Consider the following 19,869-nt stretch of genomic DNA (forward strand, 5'->3'; position numbering starts at 1 on the left):
GGAACCCCGGCGCCGCCGCGCAGCGCAGCGGCGGCGCCGTTGCATCAGCGGTGCAGGTGGCCGCTGGCCTCGGGCTGGTAGGCGATGCCGGTGACGCGCAGGCGCAGGCGGCGCCCGCCCGGCAGCGGCCAGTCGATCGACTGGCCGACCCGCAGGCCCAGCATGGCGCTGCCGATCGGCGCCAGGATCGAGACCTTGCCCGGCGAGCCGTCCGCATCGCGCGGATAGACCAGCGTCAGCTGGTGCGAGTCGCCGCGCTCCTCGTCCACCACCAGGGCCGTCGAGTTCATCGTGACCACGTCGGACGGCATCTGCTCCGGCTCGACGATGGCCGCGCGTGCCAGCTCGCTGCGCAGCGCATCGGCACCGGCGAAGGCGCGATGAACGGGAAGCTCGAGCAATTGCTCGATGCGCTCCAGATCGAGGCTGGAGACGGTGATCGGTGAAGAGGTGCTGGCCACGGAAACTCCAAGAAAGGGTCGAAGGGACGCAGCGGGCGGCGAGTCAGCCGAACCCCTCGCTCCGTGCGTCGATCCGGCAACGCTAGCCGATCGCGCCGGCTTTCTCAATCGGCGCCGACGCGGGGACGCCAGTGCCGGCCGGCACGTCCGCATGGGGATCCAGCAGCTCCGGCGGAAGCTGGCGGAACAGCCCGGCGAGCAGCTTCAGGAAGCCGGCCATCGCCGAACTCTTGCGCCAGACCATGGCGATGCGGCGACTCGGCGCCGGCTTCCGGAACGCGATCAGACGCACGTTGTCGGCCTGCGGCACCGGTGGCTTGACCGCCAGTGCCGGCAGCAGGGTGATGCCGACATTGGCCGCCACCATCTGGCGCAGCGTTTCCAGGCTGGTCGCGCGGAAGCCGGCTTTTTCACCGGCGCCGGCCAGCTGGCAGACCTCCAGCGCCTGATCGCGCAGGCAATGGCCGTCTTCCAGCAGCAACACGCTCTGGTCGGCCAGGTCCTGCAGGCGCAGCGCGGTGCGCGTGGCCAGCGGGTTGCCGTCCGGAACGGCCAGCACGAACGGCTCCTCGAACAGGAACTCCGCATGCAACTGGTGATCGTGGACCGGCAGGGCGAGGATGCCGGCGTCGAGCCGGCCTTCGCGCAGCTGCCGCAGCACCGCTTCGGTCTTTTCCTCGGTCAGCAGCAGTTCCAGGCGCGGAAAGCGCTCGCGGATCCGCGGAATGAGGTGTGGCAGCAGGTACGGGCCGAGCGTCGGGAAGATGCCCAGTCGCAGCGTGCCCGATTCGGGGTCGACGGTACGGCGGGCGATCGCCTTGATCTGCTCGACCTCGTTGAGCACGTCGCGTGCGCGCGCCACGATTTCGTGGCCGACCTCGGTCAGCAGCACCTTGCGCGGCGTCCGCTCGACCAGTGCGACGCCGAGCTCGTCCTCGAGCTTGCGGATCTGGGTCGAGAGGGTCGGCTGGCTGACGAAGCTGGCTTCGGCGGCGCGGCCGAAGTGCTTGTGCTCGGCGAGGGCGACGAGGTAGCGGAGATCGCGCAGGTTCATGGCGCGGAACTATAGATCATGGCTATCGTTGATTTGTTATCGATCCGCTTGTGTGATGCCTAGCCGGCGCGCCCGTTCGTTTCCGGGGCGGCCGGTGCGGCAATCGGGCGCAGCCCTTGAACCGCGAAAGCCGAGCCCCATCTGCTCGCCAGGCGTTCGAGGATTTGCTTCCTCACGCTCGGCAGGCATCGTATCCCCCCTCCCCACGATGCCGCCCGGGCGACGGATTCCCTCCCCGCTTCCGTCGCCCACCTCTTGCGTCGGCGGCCCGGCTGCTCCAGCCGGGCCGCCGGCAAGCCGCCGGGCCCGCGCCTCGATAGAATGCCGCCTTTCCAGCCGACGGAAGGCCGTGCAATGCGCGATGCCGCTGAAGCCCAGGACGCGTTCGCGCGGGTTCCCGAGCGCAACACCACCGACAACCTGCTGCGGACCGCCCAGCAGCACCACGTGCTGCTGTCCAACATGGCCGATACCAAGGCCAACATCATCATCACGGTCTCCTCGATCGTGCTGACGCTGTCGCTGGGGCGGCTGTCCGACCCGGACCTGCGCGTGGCGGTGCTGATCCTGGCCGGCTTCACGCTGCTCGCCCTGCTGCTGGCGATTCTCGCCGTGCTGCCCAAGTACCGCCCGGTGTCGTTCGACGGCGGCGAGCTGCCGCCGCATTTCAACCTGCTGTTCTTCGGCCACTTCGCCGGTCTTCCGCGCGAACGCTACCTAGCCGAGGTCGCGCGCGTGCTGGCGCCGGACGGATCGCCGTACGCGACCTGGGCGTCGGACATCTACGCGCTGGGGGTCTATCTCGCCCACCACAAGTATCGGTACCTGCGCTGGAGCTACCTGTTCTTCCTGGCCGGCTTCGTGCTGGCGAGCCTCGAGCAGATCGGCCGGCACCTGCTGGGCTAGCGCGGTGTGCGAAGGCACCGCTGCACGGCGCGGCCATGCGCGTCGGACGATCGCGCGCGCCGCCCGGCGCCTTGCGCAACGAATGCCGAACCGATCGCAGGCCCGCCGGCGGGTGCATGTCATGATGCCGGCACGCCGCCCGGCACGGCGACGCGGATCGACCCCGACGACCGCCGGCCGCCGTTGACTGCGCTGCCACCGCCTTCGAGGGGACTTACGATGCACCGGATCTGCCTGGCCTTGACCGCCTGCCTGTTGTCGCTCGCCGCCGTCGCGCAGGAGGCGATACCGCCGCAGCTGCGGGACTGGCGTGCCTGGGCCCTCAAGGACCAGGAGTTTCGCGCGTGCGCGCTGATCGCCGGCCGGGCCGGACAGTCCGCCGACGATTACCTGTGCGCCTGGCCGGGTACGCTCGCGATCGCCGCCGACGCCGGTGGTGCGCAGCTGGGCCAGCGCTGGCAGCTCGAAACGGACGGCTGGGTTCCGCTGCCCGGCGATGACGAGCACTGGCCGCAGCAGGTCACCGTCGACGGCCAGCCGGCCCCGGTCGTCGATCGCGACGGGCCGATGCTGTGGCTCCAGGCCGGCAGCCACGAGGTTCGCGCGCGGATTCCGTGGACGCAGCGGCCGCAGGCCCTGCGCGTGCCGCGGCAGATCGCGCTGGTGGCGCTGACGGTGGACGGGCGCACGATCGCGCCGGTGCAGCGCGACGCCGATGCGCTGACCCTGGGCCGCGGCACCGCGGCGGCGGCGGAGGAGGACAGCCTCGAACTGCGCGTCCATCGCAAGCTTGCCGACGGGATTCCCGCGCGGCTGACGACCCGCGTGGAGATCTGGGTCTCCGGGCAGGCGCGCGAGGAACGCATCGGCCCGGCGCTGCCGGACGGATTCGTGGCACTGGCCCTGGAGAGCCAGGACGGCTGGCCGGTCCGGCTCGACGAGGACGGCCGGCTGCGCGTGCAGGTGCAACCGGGTTCGGACGTACTGACGCTGACGGCGCGGGCGACCGCACCGTTGACCGCCGTCACCGCGCGCCTGGCGGCCGAGCCCTGGCCGGCGCAGGAGGTCTGGAGCTACGAACCGGCGCCGCGCCTGCGCGTCACCGCTGCCGGCGGGCAGACCCAGGTGGATCCGCAGCAGGCCAACGTGCCGCCGGAATGGCGCACCCTGCCGGCGTTCGCGCTGGCCGACGGCGGCACGCTGGCCATCGAGCAGCATTCACGGGGCGCCGCCGGGGACGAGGCCAACCGGCTGCATCTCCGGCGCGAGGCCTGGCTCGACTTCGAGGGCCGCGGTTGGTTCAGCCGCGACCGCATCGACGGACGCATGAACAGCGGCTGGCGCTTCGATGCCGCGGCGCCGTTCGCCGTGCAGCGCGCGCAGGCGCGTACCGAAGGTGAGCCCTTGCTGGTGACCGACGGCCTGCAGCCGGGCTTGACCGGCGTCGAGTGGCGCACGCCCGAGGTCGGGCTCGAAGCCGGCCTGCGCATCGAGACCGGCGCCGGCACGATGCCGATCGCCGGCTGGCAGCAGGTGTTCGACCGGATCTCCACGACCTTGCACCTGCCGTACGGCTACCGGCTGCTGGCGGCGCCCGGGACCGATCGCGCGACCGGCAGCTGGATCGCCGGCTGGACCCTGCTCGACGTCTTCATCGCGGCGATCCTGGTCCTGTTGGCGGCCCGCCTGCTCGGCTGGCCGGGCGGGGCGCTGGCGTTCGCGTATCTGCTGCTCGGCTATCAGGAAGCCGGGGCACCGGTATGGACGCTGATGCTGGCGCTCGCGCTCGGACTGATCGTGCGCGCGCTGCCGCCGGGCCGTCTCGCCGGCGTGGCCGGGGGCCTGCGCATCGCCGCGTTGGCACTGCTGGTCCTGGCCGCGTTGCCGTTCGCGGTCACGCAACTGCGCACCGCGCTCTATCCGCAACTGGAGGGCGCCACCGCACTCGAAGGCTATCCCGGCGCGCCGCTGGGAGGCAGCGTCGTCCACGAGGAAGCCGTGCCGATGATGGCGCCGGAGCCGCCACCGCCGCCGGCGGCACCGGCGGCCGAGCGCGCGCAGGTCGAAAAGAAGGACACGCTGCAGAGCGTCACGGTCACCGGTTCGCGCACCCGCTACTCGGACCTGATGGGCCGCTACGCCGAGACCACCGTGGTGCAGACCGGCGCCGGCGAACCGGGCTGGCGCCTCGGCCGGACCTATGAACTGGATTGGAGTGGCCCGGTGTTGCCGAGCCAGCAGGTGCGCCTGCTGGTCGCGCCGCCCTGGGTCGTGCGGCCGCTCAAGGGTGTGCTGGTCGCCTTGCTGGTGCTGCTGATCTGGCGCCTTGGCCAGCAGGCACCGCTGCTGCCGCGGCGGCCGTCGCCGGCCATCGCCGGCGTGGCCGCACTGGTGGCTGCCGGGGCCGTGCTGGGCTTCGTGCCGCCGGCACAGGCGCAGGCGTTCCCGTCCGATGCGCTGCTGGGCGAGCTGCGCGGGCGCCTGACCGAGCCACCGCGCTGCGCGCCCGCCTGTGCCGGTATCGCGGCGCTGCAGGTGTCGGCGCAGGGCGACGAGCTCGTTGCGGTGTTCGAGGTGCATGCGCTCGAGCGCAGCGCCGTGCCGCTGCCGACCGACGACAAGGCTCTGGCGTTACGGTCGTCGAGCCTCGATGGCGCGGCCGTCGACGGCATCGCCGGTGACGATGGCGGAGCCCGCATCGTCGTGCCGCGCGGCGTGCATCGCGTCGAGCTGCGCTGGCAGGTGCTGGTCGACAAGGTCGCGCTGGCGTTTCCGCTGGCGCCCCGGCGCGTGCAGTTCTCCGGCACCGGCTGGCAGGCCACGGGACTGTCCGACGAGCGGCTGCTGACCGAGACCCTGACCCTGGTGCGGCTGCGGGACGGGGAACGGTCTGCGGGCGAGACCGGCGGCGGCCAGCAGTTCCCGCCGTTCGTCGAGGTGGAGCGCCGGCTGGCGCTCGATCTGGACTGGCGCGTCGACACCACGGTTCGCCGGCTGGCACCGCGTGAGGGCGGCCTGGTCGTGACGGTACCGCCGCTGGCCGGCGAGCGCATCACCTCGCCCGGCGTCCGGTTGCGCGCCGGCGCGGTCGAGCTGCCGATTCCCGACGGCGCCGACGAGGCACGCTACGTCGCGACACTGGACAAGAGCGACGCGCTGACACTGACGGCGCCGCCACTGACCGGCCACGCGGAGGTCTGGCGCATCGTCGTCAACCCGACCTGGCACGTGACGTTCGAAGGCGTCCCGGAGGCGGGCTTCGATGCCGACCGCGGCCTGGCCGAGGACTACCGGGTGTTCGAGTTCCATCCGTTGCCCGGCGAGTCGTTGACGCTGCGGGTCGCGCGGCCGTCGGCGGTCGCCGGCGCCACGCGCGCGATCGACCGCGTGGCGTTGTCCAGCGAGATCGGCCAGCGGGCAGCCAGTCATGCCTTGCAGCTGGATGTCCGGGCCAGCCAGGGCGGCGAGCAGGTGCTGACCCTGCCGGCCGGCGCGGAGCTGCTCGGCGTCCGCCGTGCCGGCGAAGCGATCAACCTGCGGCTGCAGGACGGGCGCCTGAGCCTGCCGCTGGCGCCGGGGCTGCAGCAGTACGAGATCCGCTTTCGCGAGACCATGCCGCTGGCGACGCGCGTGACCACGCCGGCGCTGACGCTGGGCCTGCCGGCGGCCAACATCGACCTGGCGTTGCAACTACCGCGCGACCGCTGGCTGCTGGCGGCGTTCGGGCCGCCGGTCGGGCCGGCGGTGCTGGTCTGGGGCGAGTTGCTGGTGCTGGCCGTGGCCGCGGTGCTGCTGGCGCGCTGGCGCCGTTCGCCATTGCGCGCACATCAATGGCTGCTGCTGGGCCTGGGCTTTTCCACGTTCTCGTGGCTGGCGCTGGTCGTGATCGCGGTCTGGCTGTTCGCGCTGGATTGGCGCCGGCGCAGCGAGCCGGCCAGCGCCTGGGGATTCAACCTGGTGCAGGTCGCCCTGCCGCTGCTGACCCTGGTCGCCTTGGTCTGCATGGTCGGTGCGATCCGCAACGGCCTACTCGGTGCGCCGGACATGTACGTGACAGGCAACGGCTCAAGTGCCGACCAGCTGCGCTGGTTCGCCGATCGAAGCACCGATGCGCTGCCGGTGGCGAGCGTGATCTCGCTGCCACTGTGGATCTACAAGCTGGCGATGCTGGCCTGGGCGCTGTGGCTGGCGTGGGTTGTGATCGACTGGTTGCGTGGTGGCTTCGCCGCCTGGCAGCGCGGCGGCTACTGGCGTTCGCCGGTGCCGGCGAAGGCGCCGGCCGAGCCGGCCGCATTCGAGCCGCTGACCGACCTGCCGCCACCGCCGGCCGTGCCGCCGCGCGCATGAGCGATCCCGCGCCGACGATCCGCCAGCTGCTGGCTGCGGCGGCCACGTGCCTGGCCGCCGCCGAATCGGCGCGATCGGAGGCCGAGTTGCTGCTCGCCGCCGTGCTCGACCGGCCACGCGCCTGGCTCTACGCGCACGACCGGGACGTTGCGCCGCCGGCTGTCGCGGCCGGCTTCGCGGCATTGCTGACGCGTCGCGCGGCCGGCGAGCCGCTGGCCTACCTGACCGGGAAGCGCGGCTTCTGGACGCTGGATCTCGCGGTCACGCCCGACGTGCTGATTCCGCGTGCCGACACCGAGCGCCTGGTCGAACTGGCCCTGCAACGGATTGCGCCGGAAAGTGATGTCGCCGTTGCCGATCTCGGTACCGGCTCGGGCGCGATCGCGCTGGCGCTGGCCAGCGAGCGGCCGCGCGCGCGCATCCTCGCCACCGACCTGAGCGCAGCGGCGCTGGGGGTCGCCCGCACGAACGCGGCGCGGCTCGGCATCGCCAATGTCGAGTTCGTTCGCGGCGACTGGGCCGGTGCGCTCGGAACGCGGCGCTTCGCGCTGATCGCTTCCAATCCGCCGTACATACGCGCGGACGATCCGCACCTGGGGCAGGGCGATCTGCGCCACGAACCGCTGTCGGCGCTCGCCTCGGGCGAGGACGGCCTCGACGCGATCCGTGCGATCGTCGCGGCGGCGCCGGCTCACCTGGATCCGGGGGGCTGGCTGCTGCTGGAACACGGCTACGACCAGGGCGCGGCGGTGCGTGCGCTGCTGGAGGCACACGGACTGGTCCAGGTGGCCACCGCCCAGGACCTGGAAGCGCGCGATCGGGTCAGTCTCGGCCAGCGGCCGGAATGATCCGGCGCGGTGTCGGTCAGGCGGTGCGATGAGCGGGCTTCACGAAGGCTGTGCAGGAGCGACGCAGCCGATTGCCGGCTGGTCGTGGCGCGAACGACGACGGATCCCGTGACGCAGGTCGGGTAGTCCGCCGTTTTTGGGTATATGTATACATGTATATCTGGATGTAGCATGGGATGCCGCATGGATTGCGCGACGCCCATGCGGTGTCGATTCATACCCCGGAAAATCAAGGAGAGTGACCATGAAACTTGCAGCAATGGCGGCAATGGCAATGGTGGGACTGGGTATCGGCGCGGGGGCGAGTGCCCAGACGCTCGATTTCCTCTGCGACTCGGGCGTGTGCTACGCCGACATCCTCGGGTTCCCGACACCGCCGGTCAGGTACGAGTGGATCAGCTGGCCATCGGGCGCGGTGAACTTTCCCGCCGTGTGCGCGTATGCGGACAACTACTGCGTCTATTCCTGCCCGAGCCCGCTGTACCCGACGGGCTACATCGGCGTAACCGTCTACGACGGACTCAACAACCTGATCGGCACGGATTCGACCGTCGTCTGCCCGTAGGGATGATGTCCTAGACACCCGCCGCCCCTGTTCTCGGACAGGAGGCGGCGATTCGTCGGCAGGTGGGGCATGCGGTGTGGTCGAGCCAGGCGGCTGGCAGGCGCGCAGTCCTCGTCGGCCCGCTGCAATGGCACGGACTTCCATGGGCAGGCCAGATGCGCCGAACCGCGGTCCGGTCGGACGTCAGCGGCCGATCGAGCAGGCGACTCCCGGCATCGCCACCGCACCAGGATCGACAACCGTGACCGCGCGGCCGGGTCGTCCGCTGCGCGGACACAAGGAAACGCCCGTCGGCTGGCCGACAGGCGGGAAGGCGAGGCTTCTAGCCGACGTCGCGCAACGGCAGCGGGATGTGCTGGGCGAAGCGCTCGCGTACCGCGGCTTCGATGCCGGGCGCATCCAGTCCCGACTCGGCCAGCAGCTCCTCGCGGCTGGCGTGTTCGAGGAAGCTGTCGGCCAAGCCCAGGTGCAGCATGGGCACGGAGACACCGTGCGCGGCCAGCAGTTCGGCGACGCCGCTGCCGGCGCCACCGGCGATCGCATTGTCCTCGATCGTCACCAGCGCCGCGTGGCTGCGAGCCAGTTCGAGCACCAGCGCCGCGTCGAGCGGCCGGACGAAACGCATGTTGACCAGGGTCGCGTCGATCGCGTCGGCGACCTTCGCGCAGGGCGCGACCAGGGCGCCGAACGCGAGCAGGGCGATGCCGTGCCCGTTGCGGCGGACCTCGGCCTTGCCGATCGGCAGCGTGCTCAGCGCCGGGTCGATGGCGACGCCCGGTCCGGTGCCGCGCGGATAGCGCACCGTTGCCGGACCTTCGTAGCGGAATCCGGTGGTCAGGAGCTTGCGGCACTCGTCTTCGTCGGCCGGTGCCATCACGACCATGTTCGGAATGCAGCGCAGGTAAGAGAGATCGAAGCTGCCGGCATGGGTCGCGCCGTCGGGGCCGACCACGCCACCGCGGTCGATCGCGAACAGCACGTCCAGGTTCTGCAGGGCGACGTCGTGGACCAGCTGGTCGTAGGCGCGCTGCAGGAAGGTGGAGTAGATCGCGACGACCGGCTTGGCGCCCTCGCAGGCCATGCCGGCAGCCAGCGTCACCGCGTGCTGTTCGGCAATGCCGACGTCGAAGTAGCGGGTCTTGTGCTCCCTGGAGAACCGTACCAGGCCCGAGCCTTCCCGCATCGCCGGCGTGATGCCGTACAGGCGGTCGTCCGCGGCCGCCATGTCGCACAGCCAGTCGCCGAAGATGTCCGTGTAGGTCGGCTTGGAGGCGCTCTTGCGGGCGACGCCTGCCTGCGGGTCGAACGGGCCGACCGCGTGGTACTCGATCTGCTCGCGCTCGGCGGGCGGGTAGCCCTTGCCCTTGGTCGTCATCACGTGCAGCAGCTGCGGACCCTTGAGGCCCTTCAGCGTGCGCAGGGCCTGCAGCAGCTGCGGCAGGTCGTGCCCGTCGATCGGGCCGGAATAGTGGAAGCCGAACTCCTCGAACAGCGTGCTCGGCATGAACATGCCCTTGGCATGTTCCTCCCATCGCTTGATGAAGCGCCACAGGAAGCTGTCGCGCTTCATCATCTTCTTGCCGTGCTCGCGCAGGCTGTTGAGCGTGCTGCTGGTCATCAGCCGTGCGAGCATCTTGGTCAGGGCGCCGACGTTCTCGCTGATCGACATGCCGTTGTCGTTCAGGATGACGAGCAGGTCGGGCTCGACGTCGCCGCCGTGATTGAGCGCCTCGAACGCCATGCCCGCGGTCATCGCGCCGTCACCGATCACCGCGACGATACGCCGCGGGTCGCCCTTGCGCTGCGCGGCCAGCGCCATGCCCAGCGCGGCGCTGATCGAGGTCGAGGAGTGGCCCACGCCGAAGGTGTCGTAGGGGCTTTCCTCGCGGCGCGGAAACGGCGCCAGCCCGTCCTTCTTCTTGATCGTGGTGATGCGGTCGCGCCGGCCGGTCAGGATCTTGTGCGGATAGCACTGGTGGCCGACGTCCCAGACCAGCCGGTCCTCGGGCGTTTCATACAGGTAATGAAGGGCCACGGTCAGCTCGACCACGCCGAGCCCCGCGCCGAAGTGCCCGCCGGAAGTCGCCACGGACTCGACCAGGTAATCGCGCACTTCGCGTGCGATCTGCGGCAGCTCCGCTTCGGGGAAGCGACGCAGGTCGGCAGGGCTGTCGATGCGCGCGAGGCGCGGATAGCGGCTGGGGTCGATCATCAGGGGCGGTACGGTCCAAGGGCCGTCATTTTCGGTCACGGCGGCGGGCGGAGCAAGGAAGCGCCCTGGCAGCGATGGGCGCTCCGTCTGGCCGGCAGGAGGCACGTACCGCCCCACCGGTACCGCCCGGCTGCCGGATGCGGGCGGCGGCCGGAGCCCGCCAGCCGCGCTCACTTACGGGGTTTCGGGCACCGCTTCTTCGCTGCGGGCCTCGACCGAAACGATCAGGGACGACAGCAGGACGCCGATCTGGCCGGCATTGCGCGCATCCACCGCCAGCACCGGCAGGAACAGGTCGCGGTTGCGCAGGTGCGCGTAGTAGGTGTCGATCGACGGCTGGCGCGCCAGGTCCGTGCGCGTCACGCCGACCACGACGGCCGCGCGGTCGCGGAAACGGCTGAACGCGTTCAGGTAGCGATCCAGCTCGGCCAGCGGATCGCTGCCGGCGTTGTCGACCAGCAGCACCATGCCGATCGCGCGCGGTTCGAGGATCCGCCACATGAAGTCGAAGCGCTCCTGCCCGGGCAGGCCGTACAGGCGGACCTTGTCGCCATCGGCCAGCGTGATCTCGCCGTAGTCGAGCGCCACCGTGGTGGTGGCCTTGGCGCTGCGGGCGGTGTCGGTGTTGTGCGCTTCGGTGCTGACCACCGGGATCTCGCTCACGCTGGCGATCGCCGTGGTCTTGCCGGCGCCCATCGGGCCGGCGAACAGGATGACGTGCTCGCGTGCCATCAGGCGGCCCCGAAGCCGAGCCGGCGCCAGAGGCGCTCGAGCAGGCCGGCGCCGCCCGGTGCGGATGGCGCGCGGCGGGGCGGCGCGGTCGCCGGGGGCGCCGTGCCCTGCGCTTCCGCGCCGGCATAGCCACAGGCGAGGCAGGCGCGAAGGAAGCGCGCCACGAATGCGTGCGGCAGGCCGCTCTGCGCCTGCAGGGCATCGAGCGTCCAGCTCGCGCCGGCCATGACGCCGCACAGGCGCAGGTGCCCCATCTCGTGCGGCAGGCGGTCGAACTCGGGCCAGCGCAGCAGGCGATAGGCCGCCGCTTCCGGCAGCGTCTCGCAGCGCGTGGGGGCGGTACCGATGCTCCACAGCAGCGGCGCCAGCGGGATCGCCTGGTCTCTCAAGGTCATCAGTTCGGGTGCCTGTGCCGGCGCGGTGGTCATGACGAAGCGGCGCTCCATGACGATGCGCGGCAGCAGCGACAGCGGGAAATCGACGTGGAACAGCCGTTCGGCCGGCCAGACGTAGATCGCGCCGGCGCTCAGGATGCGGATGCGCAACGCGTGATCCTCGCGCGTGCGCGCCAATGATGGCAGCAGTACGGTGGCCAGGCAGGACTCGCTGGACACGGCCGCGTCGCCGGACTTGGCGGCGGACGGTGGCGCGGGCGATCCGTGCCGGTGCCGCCGGGATGCCAGGTTGAGGGCGTCGAGCACCGCCATGACGCGGATCGGCGTCGTCAGTATCAGGTCGTCCTCGCGCGGCAGCGGACCGTCCTCGCCGACCAGCGGGATGACCGTGCGCCCGCGCAGCGGCGCGCCGCGGTCGGGGTCCCGTGCCAGCGCCAGCGGCGCGATCACGACGTCGGCCTGGTCGAGGTCGCCGAATTCCCAGGCTGCTTCGGTGCGCGCCTTGATCACGTGCAGGATCGCGCCGAGCGTGTGCAGCTCCTTGGCGCTCAGTCCGAGGGCGGCCAGGTGCAGCGGGGCCGCATCCTCGGCCGGGAGCGTCGCCTCGGTCGCGGCGGCGGCCGCGTCCTCGCGCTCGCTCTGGGTGCCCGCGCGTAGGCTGGCGGTTCCGGGTGCCGCGGGTGGTTCCACCCACCCGGTGAGCATTGACATATCTCCATCTCCTGACACGCTGTCCTGCGCGGCGGATTTAGCCATGCGCAATCCGGACCAAAACGAGTGGTGCCTCAAGCTTTCGTGAAAAAGCCTGCGGCCCGCCGCCCCCGCGCTTCCGGCGGGAATGGTTTTTCGTCACTTTGTGCCAGCAGGTGTCAGCTTGGTCGGGAAAACGACAATGGCCTCAGCCGATCGCGCACTGATCGGCCGTTTCGCCGACAACGCCTGGGCCGAGCTCGGGCTGGCGGACAACACGCTGGCCAGCTACCGGCGCGACCTGGAAGGCTTCGCGTGCTGGCTCGCCGCTGCCGGCAGCGGCCTGGCTGCCGCGTCGCGCCTGCAACTGCAGGACTACCTGGCCCAGCGCAGCCTGCACGGCGGCACGACGGGGCGCGGCTACAAGGCGCGGTCGACCGCGCGCCTGCTTTCGTCCCTGCGCCAGTTCTATGCCTGGCTGCAGCGCGAGGGGCGGTTGGAGGAAGACCCGACCCTGCTGGTGGACGCGCCGAAACTGCCGCGCTCGCTGCCCAAGGCGCTGGGCGAGGCGGACGTGGAGGCGCTGCTCCGGGCGCCATCGGTGGAGACGCCGCTCGGGTTGCGTGATCGCGCCATGCTGGAGCTGCTGTATGCGACCGGCTTGCGCGTCAGCGAGCTGGTCGGCCTGACCGCCGCCCAGGTCAACCTGCGGCAAGGCGTGCTGCGGGTGGTCGGCAAGGGCGGCAAGGAGCGGCTGGTTCCGCTGGGCGAGGAAGCCGGCCACTGGCTGGAGCGCTATGTGCTGACGTCGCGGCCGGCGCTGCTCAAGGGCGGGCAGGCAGCGGCGCTGTTCGTCACCGCCCGCCGTGCCGGCCTCAGCCGCCAGATGTTCTGGAACATCGTCAAGAAGCACGCGCAGGTGGCGGGCATCCCGGCTTCGCGGATCTCGCCGCACGTGCTCAGGCATTCCTTCGCGACCCACCTGCTGAACCATGGCGCGGATCTGCGCGCCCTGCAGATGATGCTGGGCCACAGCTCGCTGACGACGACGCAGATCTACACCCAGGTCGCCAAGGAGGGGCTCAAGCGCCTGCACGCGCGCCATCATCCGCGCGGATGACGGCGGTTGGGGGCGGGCGGTTTGGTCGCCGGGCCCCGGGCATGCGAAGATTCTCCGGCGGCGGGGAACCTTCCGCCCGCGGAACGGTCCATGTCCGACCGGGCCGGCGGTGCCGATCGGCGCGTCGCCGACACCGCCCGCCGGATTCCCATGCAGAGGTGCCCATGTCAATTCCCGCGTCCTTCCGCGACACGCTGCGGCGTGGTCTGGTCCTGGCTGGCCTGCTGATTGCGGCGGGCCTGCCGCTCGCGCAGGCGGCACCCGATGACGCCGCGCGCGCGGCGGTCGCGAAACTGGTGCCCGGCCTGCCGATCGACGCGATGCAGGAGTCGATGATCCCCGGCTTCTACGAGGTGCTCTCGGGAGTCAAGATCCTCTACGTCAGCAAGGACGGCAAGCTGGTCTTCGAAGGCGGCGCCTTCGACGTCGAGCAGCGCCGCGACCTCGGCGACAGCGCCCGCAACGGCGTTCGCCGGGCGGCCCTGGCCAAGGTCGCGGACGATCGCAAGCTGGTCTACGCACCAGCCAATCCGCGCCACACGGTGACCGTTTTCACCGACATCGACTGCCCGTTCTGCAAGCGCTTCCACGAGCAGATCGCCCAGTACAACGCACACGGCATCGCGGTGGACTACATCCTCTACCCGCTGGTCAGCCTGCATCCGGGCGCGGACAAGAAGTCCGAGGCCGTCTGGTGTGCCAAGGACCGCATCGCCGCATTCAATGCCGCGATGTCGGGCCAGGACCCGATGGCGGCGAGCTGCCCGACCCCGCTGACCGAGCTGACGCACCTGGCCGAGTCGCTGGGCATCAACGGCACGCCGACCCTGATCGCCGCCGACGGCACGCATGTGGCGCCGGAAATCGCGCTGTCCCCGGACCGGCTGGCCGCCGAGCTCGATCGCCTGGCCGCCACTCCTCCCACCGCTCCCTAGAATTCTCTTTCGCCGAGGCTGACCCATGATGCGTTCCCTACCGATCGTCGCCGCGTTGGCCGGGCTGTTGCCGGCGGTTTCCGTGGCGGCCGACAAGGCCGACGAGGCTGCCCGTGCGGCCATCCTCAAGCTGGTCCCGCAGGCCACGATCGACACGGTCGAGCCGGCGCCGATGGCCGGTTTCCGCCAGGTGCTGCTCGGCGGCCAGCTGGTGTACGTGAGCGACGACGGCCGCTACCTGATGCAGGGCAAGCTGTACGACGCCGCCAGCCGCACCGACCTGACCGATGCGCGCCTGGGCAAGGCGCGGGTTGAGAAGCTCAAGAACATCCCGGCCAGCCAGCTGTTGAGCTTCGGCCCGGACAAGCCCAAGTACAAGCTGACGATCTTCACCGACATCGATTGCGGCTACTGCCGCAAGCTGCACCAGGAAGTGGCCGAGTACAACAAGCTCGGCATCGAGTTCGACTACCTGTTCTTCCCGCGCAGCGGCATCGATTCGCCGTCGTTCAAGAAGGCCGTCTCGGTGTGGTGCGCCGCGGACAAGAAGGCGGCGTTCACGGCGGCCAAGGGCGGCGCCGACCCCGCGCCCCTCACCTGCGACAACCCGATCGCCGCCCAGTTCCAGCTGGGGCTGGATGTCGGCGTGGACGGTACTCCGGCGGTGTACGCGCCCAACGGCGTCAAGATCGGCGGCTACCTGCCGCCGGCGCAGATGCTCGAGCGCCTGCAGCAGCTGGAAGCCGCCAAGTCCGGGACCTGACCACGCGGCCGGCGGGGCCGGTCCAGGGCCGCCATCCGGCAGGTCATGGCGGTCCCGGCGCCGCCGGCGGCTGCTGCGTGGCGCCGCGCCTGGGGCGCCACGCCGGGCTCGGTCGCGCGGGCGGCTCTTGCGCGCGCCCAGGGCCGCGCCATCGCCTGGGCATGGGCCGCGCCACGTCCTCGTTGTCCTTGGCCGGCGTACGCGGGCGGGCGCGTCGCGGCCTGTCCGCGGGTTGACGGCATGCCCCGGGGCGAGGGGGTGATCGGAACGCGCATCGGCTAGAATAGGCGGCTTCCCGATGCTCCCCTCCCGACCCTCATGATTGCGATCGACGGCCAGAGTGCGCTGTCGCCTTTCCGCGTCGAACGGATCAATGCCGCCCTGGCGGCCACGGTCCGCGACTGCAGGCTGCGCGACACGCGGTACGTGTACTTCGTAGCCGCCGACGCGGCCACCGCGGCGGATGCGCGCCTGTACCAGGTGCTGCAGGCCACCGCCGGGTCGCCGCGTCCGGCGACCCTCTGGATCGTCCCACGGCTGGGCACGATCTCGCCGTGGTCCAGCAAGGCCGGCGACATCCTGCGCGGCTGCGGCCTGGCGGTGCAGCGCGTGGAGCGCGGCCTGGCGATCGAGCTCGACCGCCCGCCGGCGACCGGATCGGCCGGCTGGCAGGCGATCGTGCAGGCGCTGCACGATCCGATGACGCAATCGGTGATCACCTCGCTGGCCGAAGCCGAGCACCTGTTCGATGCCGGCGCTCCCGCGCCGCTGGACATGGTGGTGCTCGGCGACGATCCGCACGGTGCGCTGTCGGCCGCCAACCAGCGCCTGGGCCTGGCCCTGGCCGATGACGAGATCGCCTATCTCGCCGACAGCTACCGCGTGCTGGGACGCGATCCGAGCGATGCCGAGCTGATGATGTTCGCGCAGGCCAATTCCGAGCACTGCCGGCACAAGGTGTTCAACGCGGCATTCACGGTCGATGGCGTGGCGCAGGACCGGTCGCTGTTCGCGATGATCCGCAATACCCACGCCGTCTCGCCGGCGCACACGCTGTCGGCCTATTCCGACAACGCGGCCGTGATCGAGGGCAGCCGCGCGCAGCGGTTCTTCGCTTCCCCGGCCGACGGGCGCTATGCGGCCGTCGAGGAAGACGTGCCGTACGCGATCAAGGTCGAGACGCACAACCATCCGACGGCGATCTCGCCGTTCCCGGGCGCCGCCACCGGTTCCGGCGGCGAGATTCGCGACGAGGGTGCCACCGGCCGCGGCGGCAAGCCCAAGGCCGGACTGGTCGGTTTCTCGGTTTCACACCTGCGCATCCCGGGGCTGCCGCGCCCGTGGGAGCCGGAGCGGCCGCTGCCGCCGCGCTTCGCGACCGCGTTCGAGATCATGCGCGACGCCCCGCTGGGCGCCGCCGCGTTCAACAACGAGTTCGGCCGGCCCTGCCTGGGCGGCTACTTCCGGACCTTCGAGCAGGAAAACGGCGAGCCGGGCAAGCGCTTCGGCTACGACAAGCCGATCATGATCGCCGGCGGCATCGCCAACCTGCGCCGCGGCCACGTCGCCAAGCAGCACCTGCAGGAAGGCGATGCGGTGATCGTGCTCGGCGGACCGGCCATGCTGATCGGCCTGGGCGGCGGCGCCGCCTCGTCCGTCGCCGCCGGAACCAGCAGCGCGGAGCTGGATTTCGCCTCGGTGCAGCGCGACAACCCGGAAATGCAGCGGCGCTGCCAGGAAGTCATCGACGCCTGCTGGGCACGCGGAGAGGACAACCCGGTCGTCTCGATCCACGACGTCGGCGCCGGCGGTCTTTCCAACGCGATTCCGGAAATCCTCAACGATTCGGCCGTCGGCGGACGGATCGACCTGCGCAAGGTGCCGTGCGACGACCCGCAGCTCTCGCCGATGCAGATCTGGTGCAACGAATCGCAGGAGCGCTACGTGCTCGGCGTGCGGCCGGCTTCGCTGCCGCTGTTCGAGGCCTTGTGCGCGCGCGAGCGGTGCGTCTATGCCGTGGTCGGCAGCGTGACGGCCGAACGGCGCCTGGTGGTCGCCGACCCGCTGCTCGGCGGCGATGTGATCGATCTGCCACTCGAGGTGCTGTTCGGCAAGCCGCCGCGCATGCAGCGCGAGGCGGTACGCAAGTCCAAGCGCCTGGACCTGATCGCCGACACGGCCGGGCTCGAGCTCGACGAGGCGCTGCAGCGCGTGCTGCGCTTTCCTTCGGTCGGCAGCAAGTCGTTCCTGGTCACGATCGGCGATCGCAGCGTCGGCGGGCTGTGTGCGCGTGACCCGATGGTCGGCCCGTGGCAGGTGCCGGTGGCCGATTGTGCGGTCACGCTGGTCGACTTCGACGGCTATGCCGGCGAGGCGATGGCGATGGGCGAGCGCACGCCGCTGGCCGTGTTCGACGCCAAGGCGTCGGCACGCATGGCGGTCGGCGAGGCCCTGACCAACCTGGCGGCGGCGCCGATCGTGCTCGACGAGGTGCGCCTGTCCGCCAACTGGATGGCCGCCGTCGGCCAGTCTTGCGAGGACGCGGCACTCTACGACGCGGTCGAGGCGGTCGGCATGGAGCTGTGCCCCGCGCTCGGTATCTCGATCCCGGTCGGCAAGGACTCGCTGTCGATGCAGACGCAATGGTCGAGCGACGGGCAGATGCAGCGCACCGTTTCGCCGGTCTCGCTGATCGTGTCCGCATTCGCGCGCGTCGCGGACGTGCGTCGCGCGGCGACGCCGCAGCTGGTGCTCGACCGTGGCGAAAGCGAGCTGTGGCTGCTGGACCTGGGCGCCGGGGCCAACCGGCTCGGCGGCTCGGTGCTGCTGCAATGCTCGCTGCGCGCCGGTGGGCTGGCACCCGATGTCGACGATCCCAAGCGCCTGCGCGCGTTCCTGGACGCGATCGCCGAGGCGCACCGGGACGGCCTGCTGCTGGCCTACCACGACCGCAGCGACGGTGGCGCGATCGTCACGCTGATCGAGATGGCGCTCGCCGGCCACTGCGGCCTGGACATCCGCCTCGACGGCTGGGGAGACACTACGCTGGGCGCCTTGTTTTGCGAGGAGCTCGGCGCCGTCGTCCAGGTTCGCAAGGCGGACCGGGACGCATTCGAGGCCCTGCTCGAGCGGCACGGCCTGGGGACGATCGCCCATCGGATCGGGCGGCCGGTCGAGAAGCTGCGCATCCAGCTGACCCAGGGCGACACGGTACTGGTCAAATGGTCGTGGCCGGAGCTCATGGCCGCCTGGTCCGAAACCAGCCATGCGATGCAGCGGCTGCGCGACAATCCGGCCAGCGCCGACGACGAACACACGTGGCGGTGCGACGAGGACGCTCGGGGCATTGCGCCGCGCCTGAGCTTCGACCCCGCGGAGGATGTCGCCGCACCGTTCATCGCCACCGGCGAGCGCCCGCGCGTGGCGATCCTGCGCGAGCAAGGCGTCAACGGGCAGATCGAGATGGCGGCGGCGTTCACGCGCGCCGGCTTCGACGCCGTCGACGTGCACATGACCGACCTGCAGCAGGGCCGTCACCGCCTCGACGACTTCGTCGGCTTCGCCGCCTGCGGCGGCTTCAGCTACGGCGACGTGCTCGGTGCGGGACGCGGCTGGGCGACCTCGATCCTGTTCAACGCACGTCTGCGCGAGGCGTTCGCGGCCTTCTTCGAGGATCCCGGCAAGTTCGCGCTCGGCGTCTGCAACGGGTGCCAGATGATGGCCCAGCTCAAGCCGATCATCCCGGGTGCCGAGCATTGGCCGGAGTTCGTGCGCAACGCCTCGGAGCAGTACGAGGCGCGCCTGGTGACGCTGGAGGTGCTCGAGTCGCAGTCGATCCTGCTGGCCGGCATGGCCGGTTCGCGCCTGCCGGTGGTCGTCGCCCACGGCGAGGGCCGCGTGCGCTATGCCGATGCGCGACAGGCGGAGGCGTGCCTGCGCTACGTGGACGACGGCGGCAAGCCGACCGAACGCTATCCGCTCAATCCCAACGGCTCGGCCGGCGGCGCTACCGGCTTCACCGCGGCGGATGGCCGCGTGACGATCCTGATGCCGCATCCGGAGCGGGTGTTCCGCAGCGCCCAGATGAGCTGGCGACCGCGTGAATGGGGCGAGGACTCCCCGTGGATGCGCATCTTCCGCAACGCGCGCACCTGGGTCGGCTGACGATGACCCTGTCGCCGCTGCGCGAGTTCGCACTCAAGGCGCTGCTGTGGCTGCCGCTCAGTTTCGTCATCTGGTTCGTGCTGGCGCCGCTGCTGGTCTGGCCGGTCGGCGTGGCCGCTCGCGCGGTCCTGCTGGCGCTCTGGCCGGAGCTGTTCAGCGGACTCGTTCAGGGAGCCCAGGTCGTCGATCATGCGGGCCAGGTGCTCGGCAGCTCCGGCTATCTGTTCGAGCTGACGACCAAGATCCTGGTGCGCGCCGACGACGGCGGCCGGGTCGGGCTCGGTGTGCTCGAAACCACGCTCAACCCGATGATCTACGGCTATGCGCTGCCGCTGTTCTCCGGCCTGACGCTGGCGACGCCGGCCTCGATCCGGCGCCGGGCGGGCCAGATCGCGGTGGCGTTCGCGGCGATCTGGCTGGCGCAGACCTTCGGCGTCGTCGCCGAAAGCCTCAAGGTCGTCGCCTTCCAGGCCGGCGCGCCGGGCCAGGCGGCCGCCGAAAAGGCCGGCCTGCAGCCCAATGTGATTGCGCTGGCCTACCAGTTCGGTTATCTGATCCTCCCGGCCCTGGTGCCCGTGGCGCTCTGGGTCGGCTTCAACCGGTCGTTCATCGAGTCGCTGGTGGGCCAGGGCAGGGAACCTGACCCGGGGAATCAGAGTCATAGCCATGTCGAATGA

General features: G+C 70.9%; 14 protein-coding genes. 9 read left to right on the forward strand and 5 right to left on the reverse strand.

Annotated elements, in window-relative coordinates; genetic code table 11:
• Positions 1-44 precede the first annotated feature (44 nt).
• Together rnk and oxyR are read right to left on the reverse strand one after the other, a co-directional pair.
• Positions 45-461 (reverse strand): nucleoside diphosphate kinase regulator, encoded by a 417-nt coding sequence (gene rnk / locus I596_RS03420; protein ID WP_067644218.1) that lies wholly within the window; start codon positions 459-461, stop codon positions 45-47.
• An 82-nt stretch (positions 462-543) separates the two neighbouring features.
• Complete coding sequence (oxyR, locus tag I596_RS03425; protein WP_067644221.1) at positions 544-1,515, reverse strand: DNA-binding transcriptional regulator OxyR; 972 nt, start codon at positions 1,513-1,515, stop codon at positions 544-546.
• A gap of 354 nt (positions 1,516-1,869) precedes the next feature.
• Here oxyR and I596_RS03430 point away from each other — a divergent pair, with 354 nt between their 5' ends.
• The 4 genes from I596_RS03430 (at position 1,870) to I596_RS03445 (ending at position 8,181) form a co-directional block, all read left to right on the forward strand.
• A complete protein-coding gene (locus tag I596_RS03430; RefSeq protein ID WP_067644224.1) occupies positions 1,870-2,421 on the forward strand; it encodes a Pycsar system effector family protein in 552 nt (183 codons plus the stop codon).
• A 219-nt stretch (positions 2,422-2,640) separates the two neighbouring features.
• Positions 2,641-6,768, forward strand: a complete 4,128-nt coding sequence (locus I596_RS03435) for a hypothetical protein (protein WP_067644227.1) — start codon at positions 2,641-2,643, stop codon at positions 6,766-6,768.
• A complete protein-coding gene (prmC, locus tag I596_RS03440) occupies positions 6,765-7,616 on the forward strand; it encodes a peptide chain release factor N(5)-glutamine methyltransferase (protein WP_067644230.1) in 852 nt (283 codons plus the stop codon). Before I596_RS03435 ends, prmC begins: the two co-directional genes overlap by 4 nt.
• A 244-nt stretch (positions 7,617-7,860) precedes the next feature.
• Complete coding sequence (locus I596_RS03445) at positions 7,861-8,181, forward strand: hypothetical protein (protein ID WP_150131991.1); 321 nt, start codon at positions 7,861-7,863, stop codon at positions 8,179-8,181.
• 322 nt (positions 8,182-8,503) lie between these two features.
• On the opposite strand, the gene dxs is transcribed toward I596_RS03445, so the two are convergent.
• The 3 genes from dxs to I596_RS03460 all read right to left on the reverse strand — a co-directional run bounded on the left by dxs (position 8,504) and on the right by I596_RS03460 (position 12,231).
• On the reverse strand, positions 8,504-10,393 hold the full coding sequence (gene dxs, locus I596_RS03450) for a 1-deoxy-D-xylulose-5-phosphate synthase (protein WP_067644235.1): 1,890 nt from the start codon (positions 10,391-10,393) through the stop codon (positions 8,504-8,506).
• A 174-nt stretch (positions 10,394-10,567) separates the two neighbouring features.
• The gene (locus I596_RS03455) at positions 10,568-11,125 is read right to left on the reverse strand and encodes a GTP-binding protein (protein ID WP_067644238.1); all 558 of its coding nucleotides are present in this window, start codon (positions 11,123-11,125) and stop codon (positions 10,568-10,570) included.
• Positions 11,125-12,231, reverse strand: coding sequence for a hypothetical protein (locus tag I596_RS03460; protein WP_150131992.1), 1,107 nt, complete (start codon positions 12,229-12,231; stop codon positions 11,125-11,127). The genes I596_RS03455 and I596_RS03460 overlap by 1 nt, the downstream gene beginning before the upstream one ends.
• Before the next feature lie 181 nt (positions 12,232-12,412).
• Here I596_RS03460 and xerD point away from each other — a divergent pair, with 181 nt between their 5' ends.
• The 5 genes from xerD to I596_RS03485 all read left to right on the forward strand — a co-directional run bounded on the left by xerD (position 12,413) and on the right by I596_RS03485 (position 19,869).
• A complete protein-coding gene (gene xerD, locus I596_RS03465) occupies positions 12,413-13,330 on the forward strand; it encodes a site-specific tyrosine recombinase XerD (protein WP_067644244.1) in 918 nt (305 codons plus the stop codon).
• 164 nt (positions 13,331-13,494) lie between these two features.
• Positions 13,495-14,265, forward strand: coding sequence for a DsbC family protein (locus I596_RS03470; RefSeq protein ID WP_067644247.1), 771 nt, complete (start codon positions 13,495-13,497; stop codon positions 14,263-14,265).
• Between the two features lie 25 nt (positions 14,266-14,290).
• A complete protein-coding gene (locus I596_RS03475) occupies positions 14,291-15,028 on the forward strand; it encodes a disulfide isomerase DsbC N-terminal domain-containing protein (protein ID WP_067644250.1) in 738 nt (245 codons plus the stop codon).
• Positions 15,029-15,346: 318 nt separating this feature from the next.
• Positions 15,347-19,192, forward strand: coding sequence for a phosphoribosylformylglycinamidine synthase (purL, locus tag I596_RS03480; RefSeq protein WP_067644253.1), 3,846 nt, complete (start codon positions 15,347-15,349; stop codon positions 19,190-19,192).
• The gene (locus tag I596_RS03485; RefSeq protein WP_150131994.1) at positions 19,150-19,869 is read left to right on the forward strand and encodes an exosortase H-associated membrane protein; all 720 of its coding nucleotides are present in this window, start codon (positions 19,150-19,152) and stop codon (positions 19,867-19,869) included. Before purL ends, I596_RS03485 begins: the two co-directional genes overlap by 43 nt.

This window comes from Dokdonella koreensis DS-123, assembly GCF_001632775.1.
Taxonomy (GTDB): domain Bacteria; phylum Pseudomonadota; class Gammaproteobacteria; order Xanthomonadales; family Rhodanobacteraceae; genus Dokdonella; species Dokdonella koreensis.